10 protein-coding genes are annotated in these 12,539 nt (G+C 68.5%); 8 read left to right on the top strand and 2 right to left on the bottom strand.

The features are described from left to right. Entirely contained in the window at nt 1-498 is a 498-nt protein-coding gene (gene rnpA, locus ACYVAK_RS10785) for a ribonuclease P protein component (protein WP_461060807.1), read from the bottom strand. Nucleotides 499-530: 32 nt separating this feature from the next. Continuing rightward, a complete protein-coding gene (gene rpmH / locus ACYVAK_RS10780; protein WP_461060805.1) occupies nt 531-671 on the bottom strand; it encodes a 50S ribosomal protein L34 in 141 nt (46 codons plus the stop codon). A gap of 178 nt (nt 672-849) precedes the next feature. Here rpmH and dnaA point away from each other — a divergent pair, with 178 nt between their 5' ends. The 8 genes from dnaA (at nt 850) to ACYVAK_RS10740 (ending at nt 12,436) form a co-directional block, all read left to right on the top strand. Beyond that, nucleotides 850-2,193, top strand: a complete 1,344-nt coding sequence (gene dnaA / locus ACYVAK_RS10775; RefSeq protein WP_461060803.1) for a chromosomal replication initiator protein DnaA — start codon at nt 850-852, stop codon at nt 2,191-2,193. Nucleotides 2,194-2,428: 235 nt separating this feature from the next. Beyond that, complete coding sequence (gene dnaN / locus ACYVAK_RS10770; protein WP_461060800.1) at nt 2,429-3,529, top strand: DNA polymerase III subunit beta; 1,101 nt, start codon at nt 2,429-2,431, stop codon at nt 3,527-3,529. Between the two features lie 123 nt (nt 3,530-3,652). Next, on the top strand, nt 3,653-4,789 hold the full coding sequence (gene recF / locus ACYVAK_RS10765; protein WP_461060798.1) for a DNA replication/repair protein RecF: 1,137 nt from the start codon (nt 3,653-3,655) through the stop codon (nt 4,787-4,789). Nucleotides 4,790-5,060: 271 nt separating this feature from the next. Then, the gene (gene gyrB / locus ACYVAK_RS10760) at nt 5,061-7,526 is read left to right on the top strand and encodes a DNA topoisomerase (ATP-hydrolyzing) subunit B (RefSeq protein WP_461060796.1); all 2,466 of its coding nucleotides are present in this window, start codon (nt 5,061-5,063) and stop codon (nt 7,524-7,526) included. Further along, complete coding sequence (locus ACYVAK_RS10755; protein ID WP_461060794.1) at nt 7,526-8,293, top strand: lysostaphin resistance A-like protein; 768 nt, start codon at nt 7,526-7,528, stop codon at nt 8,291-8,293. The genes gyrB and ACYVAK_RS10755 overlap by 1 nt, the downstream gene beginning before the upstream one ends. A 96-nt stretch (nt 8,294-8,389) precedes the next feature. Next, a complete protein-coding gene (locus tag ACYVAK_RS10750; RefSeq protein ID WP_461060792.1) occupies nt 8,390-10,009 on the top strand; it encodes a UUP1 family membrane protein in 1,620 nt (539 codons plus the stop codon). Nucleotides 10,010-10,012: 3 nt separating this feature from the next. Then, a complete protein-coding gene (locus ACYVAK_RS10745; RefSeq protein WP_461060790.1) occupies nt 10,013-10,984 on the top strand; it encodes an alpha-L-glutamate ligase-like protein in 972 nt (323 codons plus the stop codon). 159 nt (nt 10,985-11,143) lie between these two features. Beyond that, nucleotides 11,144-12,436 (top strand): tetratricopeptide repeat protein, encoded by a 1,293-nt coding sequence (locus ACYVAK_RS10740; RefSeq protein ID WP_461060788.1) that lies wholly within the window; start codon nt 11,144-11,146, stop codon nt 12,434-12,436. The last annotated feature ends 103 nt before the right edge of the window (nt 12,437-12,539 follow it).

Raw genomic sequence — 12,539 nt, 5'->3', positions numbered from 1 at the left:
TCACTCGCCCGGCGACGCCATGGGGCGCGGGGCTGGGGCGCCCTCGGGGGCGGATAAGGAAGGAGTGTCGGAAGGGGAGGTGGGTTCGGGCGTCCCGGAGGCAAGCCCGGCGGCCGCGTCACGGCGTCGGATTGTGCCGCCCGCGGGTGCCGGGGGCAACGCGATCAGCCGGTCCCAGAGGATGGCGAGATCCTTGCGCAACGCGGCCTTGTCCAGGGTGCCCGCGCCCGACCGGGCCACGATGATGCAGTCGCCCGGAGGCAATTCGGCGTAGCGGAGCCGGAAGCTCTCGCGGATCTGGCGCTTGATGCGGTTGCGGACCACGGCGTCGGGACTGACCTTGCGGCTGACGGCCATCCCCAAACGACAAAAGCCCCCATCGCGCAGGCGCAGATGGAGGCTGAAGTGGCGCGTGCTCACGCGCCGGCTGTCGGCGAAGGCGTCACGGTAATCGCGCCCGGTGCGGACGCGGACCTCGACCGGAAAGCGGGCGCTCACGCCGCGCGCGCCGGTCGGTGACGCCGGATCGCTTAGGCGCAGAGGCGCTTGCGGCCCTTCGCGCGGCGGCGCGACAGGATCTTGCGGCCCTCGGCCGTCGCCATGCGGGCACGGAAGCCGTGGTCGCGGGCGCGCTTGAGGTTGCTGGGCTGGTAGGTGCGCTTGGTGGCCATGGGTCACCTCAGTGGGTGGAAGAAAAGAGGCGGGAGATTACGCGCCAGACCCGTCCTCGTCAAGCGACGCCGCGCTTGGCGGGCCGGGGCGGCGACGCTATGCTGCCCGCCCATCCCACTTATCCACAGCCGCATCCACACGGAGGCGGGGGTGGGCTATACGCCACTGAAACTCTCCATGGAATCCGCTTGGCCCCGTTGCCTCGAGCGTCTTGAAGCCGAATTCCCGGCCGAAGACGTCCAGACCTGGCTCAAACCGCTGCATGCCGACGTCCGTGCCGACGGCCTCACGCTCTACGCGCCGAACGCCTTCGTCGTCGACACCGTGCACGAACGCTACCTGGCGCGCATCCGCGAACTGCTGGCCCACTACGCCGGCGAACCCCTGAGCGTCCAGGTGACCGTCGGCAGCGCGCCCCGCCCCGTGGCGGCCGGCCGCGAGCCCGGCACCGCTCCGCCGGTGGCCCCGGTCGTGGCGGCGCGCGCCGCCCTCCCCGAGCTGCCCAGCAACGTCGATCCGGCCTACACCTTCGAGAACTTCGTCGAGGGCCGCAGCAACCAGCTCGGCAAGTCGGCGGCGCTGCAGGTGGCGCAGAACCCCGGCCGGGCCTACAACCCGCTGCTGCTGTACGGGGGCACCGGCCTCGGCAAGACCCACCTGATGCACGCCGCCGGCAACCTGATGCGCCAGCTCAACCCGGGCATGCGCGTGCTCTACCTGCGCTCCGAGCAGTTCTTCTCCGCGATGATGAAGGCGCTGCAAGAGAAGTCGATGGATCAGTTCAAGCGCCAGTTCCACACCGTGGACGCGCTGCTGATCGACGACATCCAGTTCTTCGCCGGCAAGAACACCACGCAGGAGGAGTTCTTCCACACCTTCAATGCGCTGTTCGACGGCAAGCAGCAGATCATCCTGACCTGCGACCGTTACCCCCGCGAGGTGGAGAACCTCGAGCCGCGGCTGAAGTCGCGCCTCGGCTGGGGCCTGTCGGTGGCGATCGAGCCGCCCGATTTCGAGACCCGTGCGGCCATCCTCGGCGCCAAGGCCCAGGCGCGCGGCGTGGCGCTGCCGGACGAGGTCGCGCTGGTGATCGCCAAGCGCATGCGCTCGAACGTCCGTGACCTCGAAGGCGCCCTCAATACGCTGGCGGCGCGAGCGAATTTCCTCGGCAAGCCGATCACCGTCGATTTCGCCCAGGAAACGCTGCGTGACCTGCTGCGCGCGCAGCAGCAGGCCATCTCCATCCCGAACATCCAGAAGGCCGTGGCAGACTACTACCAGCTGCGCGTGGCCGATCTCCTGTCCAAGCGCCGGACCCGCTCGTTGGCGCGCCCGCGCCAGGTGGCGATGGCCCTGGCCAAGGAGCTCACCGAGCACAGCCTGCCGGAGATCGGCGACGGCTTCGGTGGCCGCGACCACACGACGGTGCTGCACGGCTGCCGGGTGATCCGCGACCTGATGCAGACCGACGGCAAGCTGCGCGAGGACTGGGACAAGCTGGTGCGCAAGCTGACGGAGTGAGGGAGGCGGGAAAGAGCGTCGACAGGCCGTGCACAGCCTGTGGACAACGCGGGACAAGTCGAGCGCCGTCCACGTTGCCCACCGTTATCCACACGGTTGTTCTTCCGCTTCCCCACAGCGTTTCTTCGATAAAGTTCAAAAGAATCAAGGCTTTGGAAAGTTTTTCAGCGTTTTCCGGGCCCTCTACCACCACCATCGATAGATTTATCCAACGACGGAAATAGGCCCCGACCGCATGCGCTTCTCCCTGTCCCGCGAAGCCCTTCTGAAGCCCCTCCAGCAAGTCGTCGGTGTCGTGGAACGCCGCCAGACGCTTCCCGTCCTGTCGAACCTGCTGGTCGAAGTGCGTGGCGTCGAGCTCTCGCTGACCGGCACCGATCTGGAAGTCGAGATGGTGGCGCGGGCCGTGGTCGAGGACGCCGAGGACGGCGAGACCACCATTCCCGCTCGCAAGCTGTTTGAAATCGTCCGCGCCCTGCCGGACGGTTGCCGCGTGACGGTCGTCGTCAGCGGTGACAAGGCCACCGTGTCGGCGGGCCGCAGCCGTTTCACCCTGGCCACCCTCGCGGCCAACGATTTCCCGTCGGTCGACGCGCTCGAAGGCGTCGAGCGGGTGTCGCTCTCGGAAGCCTTGTTGAAGGACCTGATCGAGCGCAGCGCGTTCGCCATGGCGCAGCAGGATGTCCGCTACTACCTCAACGGCCTGCTGTTCGACCTGCGCGGTGATTCCCTGCGCTGCGTGGCCACCGACGGCCATCGCCTCGCCCTGTGCGAGGCCGCCCTGCCCGGCGGCACCGGCACGAAGCGCCAGATCATCGTCCCGCGCAAGGGCGTCCTCGAGTTGCAACGCCTGCTGGAAGGCGGCGATCGCCTCGTCGAGCTCGAGCTGGCGCGCAACCACCTGCGCCTGCGTCGCGAGGATGTCAGCTTCACCACGAAGCTGATTGACGGTCGTTTCCCGGATTACGAAGCAGTCATCCCGATCGGTGCCGACAAGACCGTCGAGCTGGATCGCGAGGTGCTGCGCTCGGCCTTGCAGCGCGCGGCGATCCTTTCGAACGAGAAGTTCCGCGGCGTGAAGCTCGAGGCGGCCCCGGGCCTGCTGCGCATCGTGGCGCATAACCCGGAGCAGGAAGAGGCGCACGAGGAACTCGAGGTCGACACCCGCATCGACGGGCTGGCGATCGGCTTCAACGTGACCTACCTGCTGGATGCGCTCGGGGCGCTGAAGGGCGAGTCGGTCGTACTGAACCTGCGCGATGCCAATTCCTCGGTGTTGGTGCGCGAGAAAGACAGCGACCGCAGCCGCCACGTGGTGATGCCGCTGCGCCTGTGACCGGCTGGCACGCCCGGTCGATGATTCCCCCGACGCCCGGTCCAGCCGGGCGTCGTGCTGTCGGGTGTGGCCGCATCGCGGTGGGGCTGCTGTCCACGCGGCGCTCCCGGCCGGGGAGCGGCCATGCGCATTGAGTCGGTCGAGATCCGGCACCTGCGCTGCCTGCGATCGGTGGACGTGGCATTCCCCGAGCCCGGGGCGTGGCTGGTCGGGCCCAACGGGGCGGGAAAGACCAGCGTGCTGGAGGCACTGTGCCTGCTCGGTTTTGGCCGGAGTTTTCGCGGTCGTGTCGGCGACGGACTGGTGCAGCAGGGCGAGTCCGCGTTGGAGGTGGTGGCGCGATGGACCGACGACCGCGGGCGTTCGCGGGTGTCCGGGCTGCGGCACGCCGGGGATCGTTGGGAGGCGCGCCTGGATGGCGCCGCAGTGACGAGCCTGAGTGAGCTGGCGGCTCCCTTCCCGGTCCTGTGTTTCCACCCGGAGTCGTCCCTGGTGGTCACGGGCCCGGCCGAGGAGCGTCGTCGCGCCCTCGACTGGTTGGCGTTCCACGTGGAACCTCGCTTCGCCGAGGCCGCTCGACGGTATGGCCGCGCCCTGAAGCAGCGCAACGCTCTGCTTCGCAGCGGTGCTGCCGATGCGGAGTTCGACCCGTGGGAGCGCGAGATGGGTCTCATGGCGGACGGTCTCGTGGCCCAGCGGACCACGGCCCTGACCCTGTGGCGGCCGGGCCTCGAGCGGGTCTGGCCCACGTTGGCGCGTGACGCCATGCCCCCGGACCTGCAGCTCCGCCCGGGATGGCGGCAGTCGGAGGCGTCGCTGGCGGACCTGCTCTTGCTGAACCGGTCCCGAGACCGGGAGCTGGGCTACACCACCATCGGCCCCCAGCGGGCGGATGTGGACCTCGGGCAGCCCTTCGGGGTGGACGCCGAGCAGCTCTCCCGCGGCCAAGCCAAGCTCGTGGCCCTGGCTTTGGTGCTGGCGCAAGCCGAGGCGCTCCGCGAATGCTCCGGGGAGCGCAGCTTGCTTTTGCTGGATGACCTGCAGGCGGAGTTGGACCCCTCGCGCCAGGCCGCGGTGCTCGACTGGGTCGGCCGCGCGGGTTACCAGACCCTCGTCAGTGGAACCCGCTGGGATGAGGTCTTGGGGAGTCGAGCGCCCGGGTGGGCGGTGTTCCACGTGGAACAGGGTGGACGAGTGGCGTCGCCACCGGTCGATCCCCTCGGGCGTCCGTCCGCCAGCAGCGGACCGGCGGCCATCTAGGACGCCTGCGGACCCGCAGACCCGGTGGGTGCCGGGGCGTGCATTGCCCCCGGACCCTTTGGCGACTCCAGTTCCACGTGGAACACCGGCCGCCGCCACTCCCCCGGAACCCCTATAATCGACCGGTTCCAGCCCGGCCCTGCGCCGGCCGTCCCGGGCCCTGCCCGAGCCGCTGCCGACGCCCTGCCCCGCTCCAGGGGCGCCCGGCTGGCCTCCTTCCGGTGCCCGTTGGCTTCACCGCCACGGTCCGCCCGCAACGCAGCCGCAGAGCATGACGGAACAGACCCCCAGCACCCCGGCCAGTCCGGCCTACGACGCCAACAGCATCACCGCCCTGGAAGGCCTGGAGGCCGTCCGCAAGCGTCCGGGCATGTACATCGGCAACGTCAACGACGGGTCCGGCCTGCACCACATGGTGTTCGAGGTCGTCGACAACTCGGTCGACGAAGCTTTGGCCGGCCACGCCAACATGGTGCTGGTCACCATCCACGAGGACGGCTCGGTCTCGGTGTCGGACAACGGCCGCGGCATCCCCGTCGGCCGCCACGCCAAGGAAAGCGAGAAGCAGGGCCGCGACGTTTCCGCCGCCGAAGTGGTGATGACCGTCCTGCACGCGGGCGGCAAGTTCGACGACAACAGCTACAAGGTGTCCGGCGGCCTGCACGGCGTCGGCGTGTCGGTGGTCAACGCCCTGTCCGAGAAGCTGCTGCTCGACATCTGGCGCGACGGCCACCACTGGCAGCAGGAGTACCGCCACGGCGAGCCCGTTTACCCGCTCAAGCAGCTGGAGCCCTCCGACAAGCGCGGCACCGAAGTCCGCTTCTGGCCCTCGGCCACGGCTTTCAACCACAACACCGAGTTCCACTACGACATCCTCGCCCGCCGTCTGCGCGAGCTGTCGTTCCTGAACTCCGGGGTCCGGATCGAGCTTGTCGACGAGCGCCCGGACGGCAAGCGCGACCTCTTCCAGTACGAGGGCGGCATCCGCAGCTTCGTCGAGCACCTCGCCCAGCTGAAGACCCCGCTGCACCCCAGCGTCATTTCGATCAGCGGCGAGCAGGACGGCATCGTGGTCGATTGCGCCGTGCAGTGGAGCGACGCGTACCACGAGACGATCTACTGCTTCACCAACAACATCCCGCAGAAGGACGGCGGCACGCACCTCACCGGCTTCCGTTCGGCCCTGACCCGCACCCTGACGCGCTACATCGAGAAAAGCGGCATCGCCAAGCAGGCCAAGGTCGCGATGTCCGGCGATGACATGCGCGAAGGCATGATCGCCGTGCTCTCGGTGAAGGTGCCGGACCCGGGCTTCTCCTCCCAGACCAAGGAAAAGCTGGTCACCGAGGCCGTGCGCCCGGTGGTGGACGCCATCTTCGCCGCCAAGCTGGAGGAATTCCTGCAGGAAAACCCCCACGAGGCCCGCGCGATCACCGGCAAGATCGTCGATGCCGCCCGCGCCCGCGAGGCCGCGCGCAAGGCCCGCGACCTGACGCGCCGCAAGGGCGCGCTCGACATCGCCGGCCTGCCGGGCAAGCTGGCCGACTGCCAGGAGAAGGACCCGGCGCTGTCCGAACTCTTCATCGTCGAGGGTGACTCGGCGGGTGGCTCCGCCAAGCAGGGCCGCAACCGCAAGACCCAGGCGATCCTCCCGCTGAAGGGCAAGATCCTCAACGTCGAGCGGGCCCGCTTCGACCGCATGCTCGGTTCGGCGGAAGTCGGCACCCTGATCACGGCGCTCGGCACCGGCATCGGCAAGGACGAGTACAACCCGGACAAGCTGCGCTACCACCGCATCATCCTGATGACCGACGCCGACGTGGACGGCTCGCACATCCGGACGCTGCTGCTCACGTTCTTCTACCGGCAGATGCCGGAGCTGATCGAGCGCGGCCATGTCTACATCGGCCTGCCGCCCCTCTACAAGGTCAAGCAGGGCAAGACCGAGCTGTACATCAAGGACGACCACGCCCTCAATGCGTACCTGATCTCCAACGCCATCGAGAATGCCGAGCTGGTTCCTGCGGCCGGCGCGCCCCCGGTCCGCGGTATCGCGCTCGAGTCGCTGATGCAGGCCGTGGCCAACGCCCAGGAGACGGTCGAGCGCCATCGCCACCGCGTCGATGGCGCGGTGCTGGAGACGATCTACCAGGCCGAACCGCTGTCTGCCGATATCTTCGCCGACGCCGTCAAGCTCTCGGCATGGTGCGATGCACAAAACGCGAAGCTGAAGGCGTCCGGCCTCGGCAAACCGCGCTACGTCCTGAGCGCGCAGGCCGAGGCGGGCGACACGCCCGGTGCCATCCACGTCGACAAGCAGCACCACGGCCTGTCGAGCCGCCAGACCATCGCCGCGGCGCAGCTGCTCCATGGCGAGCTCAAGGCGCTCACCGACACCGCGGCGAAGCTGGCCGAATTGGCCTTGGGCGAAGGCGCCACGGTCAGTCGCGGTGGCAAGTCGCTGCCGCTCCGCGATTTCGCTGCGGCGCAGCATTGGCTGTTGGAAGAAGCGAAGAAGGGCCGCACCATCCAGCGCTTCAAGGGCCTCGGCGAAATGAACCCCGAACAGCTCTGGGACACCACGGTCAATCCGGAAACGCGCCGCCTGCTGCAGGTGCGCATCGAGGATGCCATCGCGGCCGATACGATCTTCTCGACGTTGATGGGTGACGTGGTCGAACCGCGTCGCGCCTTCATCGAAGACAACGCGCTGAAAGTCGGCAATCTCGACATCTGATGCGCGGCGCGGACAGGCCGGGCGATGCACTCCCCGGGCGGGGACCGGGCCTCGCCCCGGTACTGGGATGGACGCTCGCCGACCTGCTGGTGGCCGGCGCCATCACCTTTGGCTTAAGCGTCGTGGCCGCCATCGTCCTCACGGCCGGCCGAGCCGCGGGCCTGGACCTCGGACCGGCCCAACCCGCGCTCGGGGGCCTGCCGTCGCTGTTCGTCCCCATCACCCTTCTCGGAACGACACTCGCCGGCCTTGCCCTTTGGTTCCTCCATCGCACCCACCTGCCCGCGCAGCCGAAGCCCTGGACCCCCCGGCTGGTGCTCGCCGTGGTGGGCGTCGCGATCACCCTGCAAGCCGCTGCGATCGCGTTCACGGCTCTGATGGAGCGGTCCGGGACCGCCACGGCCGGCAGCAACCTCGCTGTGATCGACGCGGCCTTCGACGCCGTGCCGGTCATGACCCTGCTGATGACCGTCGTGCTCGTCCCGATCGGCGAGGAGCTGGTGTTCCGCCGGGTCTTGCTGCACCGCTTCGCCCAAGCCGGTCGCCCCTGGCTGGGCCTCGTGCTGACCAGCCTCGGGTTCGCCCTGATCCACGAGCCCCTGCCCGGAGGCCGCGACCCTGTGGCCTGGGCACTGACGCTCGCGACCTACGCGTCCCTTGGCATCGGATTCGGGGTGCTCTACCTCCGCAGCGGTCGCGTTGATGCCGTGATCCTCGCGCACGGGCTGGTCAACGCCGTGGGCATGGCCGTCCTGCTCCGCGCCTGAAGCCGCCGCGTCCGGCGTCGGTGCCATGTGACGCTCGGTTACACTGCGCGCCAGCTGCGCCCATCGGCGGCGCGGCGCATCGCCTCGGACCGCCGGATGAGCAAGCGCCACCTTTATTTCCTCGCCTTCGCCATCATCGCGCTGGCCACTGCGGCCATCGTCTACAAGTGGCAGGTCCTGAAATTCCCGCTGCAACCCGACGAGTCCGTGCAGGTCTGGTCGGTCCAGGCCCATGTCGAGTACCAGCCGCAGCGTCGCGCCAACGCGCTCACCTTGCAGCTGCCTTTCCTGACACCGGGATGGATCGTCCTCGACGAGCGCTTCGTCGCCCGCGGCTATTCCAGAATCCCGGAGCGCGAGGCGCAGGGCCGCGAGGTCCAATGGGCCACCCGCAACGCCGTTGGCGAGCAGGATCTCTACTACCGTGCCACCGTCGTCCGCTCGCAGCTTCGCGAGGACGCGCTGCTCGCCGACCTGCAGCCCGAGTTGCTCACTCCGCCCCAGCTCGAGCAGCCCTACGCGTCGGCCGCACAGGACCTTCTCGACCAGGTCCGTGATCGCTCCGCCGACATCACCACCTACGCCCGGGAGTTGATCCGTCGCCTCAACGATCGTCCGAACGAGGACGCCCAGCTTCTGCTCGACCGTTATGCGCGACGTGACGCCTCGTCCGGCATCGACGACGAGTTGCGCACGCGCTTCATGGTCGATCTGCTGTCGCTCCGCAACATCCCGGCCCGGCTCGTGCACGCCATCCGCCTTCCCGACGGCGGCGTGGAAGGCACGGCCCGCATCGAGACCTGGCTGCTGGTGCACACCGGCACCGAGTGGCGCCTCCTGGATCCGCGCACCGCGGCGGAGGGGCTGCCGAAGGACCTGCTCCTGTGGAACGTGTCGCCCGAGCCGCTGCTGGCGATGGACAGCGAGGCCAAGCCGGCGCTGATGTTCACGGTGAGCTACAACCTCGCCGACGCGATGGCGATGGCCCAGCGCCGCCTCGAGGTGCAGGACGCCAACTACATCCGCTGGTCGCTGCTCTCGCTGCCGCTGCAGGCCCAGGAGGTCTACAAGGTCCTGCTGCTGGTGCCGATCGGCGCCTTCATGATGCTGATCCTGCGCAACATCATCGGCATCAAGACTTACGGCACCTTCATGCCGGTGCTGGTGGCCCTCGCCTTCCGCGAGACCGCCCTGGTGGCGGGCATCACGCTGTTCGTCCTCGTGGTCGGCGCCGGCCTGCTGGTGCGCTTCTACCTGGAGCGGTTGCGCCTGCTGCTGGTGCCGCGCCTCACCGCCATCCTGATCCTCGTCGTTCTGTTGATGGCCCTGATCTCGGTGATCGCCAACCGCCTCGACCTCGAGGTCGGCCTGTCGGTCGCCCTGTTCCCGATGGTCATCATGGCCATGACCATCGAGCGCATGTCGGTGGCCTGGGACGAGCGCGGTGCCGGCACCGCCATCAAGGAAGGCGTCGGCACGATCATCGTCGCCGCGCTGGCCTACCTCGTCATGAGTTGGGACCGCCTCGAGCACCTGATCTACGTGTACCCCGAGTTCCTGCTCTACCTGTTCGCCGCCGCGCTTCTGCTCGGCCGCTACTCCGGCTACCGCCTCATGGAGCTGTTCCGCTTCCGTGCGCTGGCCCGCGAGGCCGATCCCATCGCCCCGGCGCCGGCCGCCGCGCCGGCGGCCGGCAGCGACGCGCCGAAGGCCTGAGCCATGGCGCTCTGGAACCCCATCGAGATCGCGCGCCGCCTGCGCAAGATCGGGCTGATCGGCATCGGCCAGCGCAATGCGCACTACGTGCTGATGCACAACCCGCGCAAGTTCTACCCGCGGGTCGACGACAAGCTGATCACCAAGAAGCTGGCCATCGAGGCCGGCTTGCCGGTGCCCGAGCTGTACGCGGTGGTCCGCGAGGAGCACGAGATCGCCGAGCTGCACGAGAAGATCAAGCACCGCGAGAGCTTCGTCGTGAAGCCCGCGCACGGCTCGGGCGGGGACGGCATCCTCGTCATCCATGGCCGCCGTGGCGACAAGTACCGCCGCGCCAACGGCTCGCTGATGTCGCGCGAGGAGTTCGAGCACCACCTGTCGAACGGCCTTTCCGGCCTGTTCTCGCTGGGTGGCCAGCCCGACCACCTGCTGGTCGAGTACTGCGTGCAATTCGACCCGATCTTCGAGCGCGTCAGCTTCAAGGGCGTGCCGGACATCCGCATCATCGTCTTCATGGGCTATCCCGTCATGGCGATGATCCGCCTGCCGACGCGGCTCTCCGACGGCAAGGCCAACCTCCACCAGGGTGCCATCGGCGTCGGCATCGACCTGCCCACCGGCGTCACCAAGCGCGGCGTCTGGGGCTCGGAGATCATCCGCGACCATCCCGACACCGAGCACAGCATCGTCGGCCTGAAGATCCCGCGCTGGGACGACCTGCTGCACATGGCCGCGCGCTGCTACGAGCTCTCGGGCCTCGGCTACATCGGCGTGGACTTCGTGCTCGACAAGGACCACGGGCCGATGATCCTCGAGCTGAACGCCCGGCCCGGTCTCGCCATCCAGATGGCGAATGCCAACGGCCTGCATCCGCGCCTCCAGAAGATCGAGGCCCTGCAGGCCGCGGGACAGCTCTCGAAAGACCCCGCCGAGCGCGTCGCCTTCGCCGTCGCGAACTTCCCGACCACCGGCTGACGCCGATACGCCACCGTGCGGTGGCGGTCATTCGTTAACGCAGCGTTTGTTCGCGATGACGGCGTCGAGACAGGCTTCGTGATTCACCTCCGGTTCCCTTGAGCCGGCGGCACCCTAGGCATTACCCTCGCCAGCCCTGCCATCGCGCCCGGAGTCTTCATGGCCGCCACCCGTCACGCCCTGTTGGGCCTCGCCATCCTCACGGCCGCCTTCGCGACCCTGCCGGCGGACGCCCAGTCGTCACGCAATGGCGCACCGGATCGCCGCTCGTCGCAGGGCCAGCAGGACGCGCCGCCGAAGGTCTTCCCGGACGCCACCCGCGTCGTCGAGGAGGGCAAGGTGTCGCGCTCGCTGCAGCGTCCGCTCAACGACATGATCAAGGCGCTGAACGACGACGAGGATCCGGCCAAGGCGCGCGAGATCGCCGAACGCGTCCTCGCCAACGAGCGTGCCAACGCCTACGAGAAGTCCGTCGCCGCCCAAGTGGCCGGCAATGCCGCGCTCGAGCAGGATGATCTCGAGGCCGGCATCGCCTATGCCGAGCGCGCGTTGGCCGAGAACGGCCTCGACAACGAACAGCATTACGCGACGATGCAGAACCTCGCGATCACCTACCTGTCCAACGACCAGGCCGACAAGGCGATCACCACCCTCAATCGGCTGATCGACGAGACCAAGACGACCAACCCCGACATCCTTTTCGCGGTCGCGGGCGCCCATTACGAGTTGGAGCAGTACCCGCAGGCCATCGCCGCCGTCCAGCGCACCATCGCGGCGGTGCCGACGCCCAAGCCCGAGTGGCTGCGCCTGCTGGCGTCGGCCTACACCGAATCCGAGCAGCCGGCCGAAGCCGCCAAGACGCTGGAGCAGCTCGTCGCCCTGCAGCCCGACGACAAGCGCCTGATCCTCGCGCTGGCCTCGGCGTACCTCGATCTCGAGCAGCAGGAGAAAGCCGTCGCGACCATCGAAGGCGCGCGCAGCCGCGGCCTGCTGACCGACGCACGGGACTACCAGAATCTGTACGCGCTGTACTTCAACATCGACGGACGCGAGAAGGACGTCATCGCGGTCATCAACGAGGGCTTGTCGAAGGGCATCCTCGCCCGTGACTTGCCGACGCTCTCCGCGCTCGCGCAGGCGGCTTACTTCGCGGAGGAGATGGATCTCGCCATCGCCACGTACAAGGAGGCCGCGGCGCTCGATCCGAAGGGCGAGACCGGCCTGAACTACGCGAAGGTCCTCTCCAGCGAGGCGCGCGACGCGGAAGCGCGCGACGCCGCGAAGGCGGCCCTCGCCAAGGGCGTCGCGAAGCCGGGCGAAGCCTGGATGGTGATCGCGCGCTCGGAGAACGAGCTCGACAACCGTCCCGGCGTGCGCGCTGCGCTGCAGGAAGCCGCGAAGCATCCGGAGACGCGCGAGCAGGCCAACCGCATGCTGTCCCAGCTCCGCTGAGACCTTCACGTTTTGCCCGCCTTCAGGCGGTATCCAGCGTCGCTTCGATCCCTTACTATTGTTGACCCGCCCCGCGCGGGGTCCCACCCAAGCCGGTCCAACG

Source organism: Silanimonas algicola (assembly GCF_054777375.1).
This window is presented reverse-complemented; position numbering and strand designations above follow the sequence as displayed.

What these genes read in the sequence shown, in the direction of transcription:
- rpmH (WP_461060805.1), bottom strand. Translation starts at nt 671, where the DNA reads ATGGCCACCAAGCGCACCTACCAGCCCAGCAACCTCAAGCGCGCCCGC.
- dnaA (WP_461060803.1), top strand. Translation starts at nt 850, where the DNA reads ATGGAATCCGCTTGGCCCCGTTGCCTCGAGCGTCTTGAAGCCGAATTC.
- dnaN (WP_461060800.1), top strand. Translation starts at nt 2,429, where the DNA reads ATGCGCTTCTCCCTGTCCCGCGAAGCCCTTCTGAAGCCCCTCCAGCAA.
- recF (WP_461060798.1), top strand. Translation starts at nt 3,653, where the DNA reads ATGCGCATTGAGTCGGTCGAGATCCGGCACCTGCGCTGCCTGCGATCG.
- gyrB (WP_461060796.1), top strand. Translation starts at nt 5,061, where the DNA reads ATGACGGAACAGACCCCCAGCACCCCGGCCAGTCCGGCCTACGACGCC.
- ACYVAK_RS10755 (WP_461060794.1), top strand. Translation starts at nt 7,526, where the DNA reads ATGCGCGGCGCGGACAGGCCGGGCGATGCACTCCCCGGGCGGGGACCG.
- ACYVAK_RS10750 (WP_461060792.1), top strand. Translation starts at nt 8,390, where the DNA reads ATGAGCAAGCGCCACCTTTATTTCCTCGCCTTCGCCATCATCGCGCTG.
- ACYVAK_RS10745 (WP_461060790.1), top strand. Translation starts at nt 10,013, where the DNA reads ATGGCGCTCTGGAACCCCATCGAGATCGCGCGCCGCCTGCGCAAGATC.
- ACYVAK_RS10740 (WP_461060788.1), top strand. Translation starts at nt 11,144, where the DNA reads ATGGCCGCCACCCGTCACGCCCTGTTGGGCCTCGCCATCCTCACGGCC.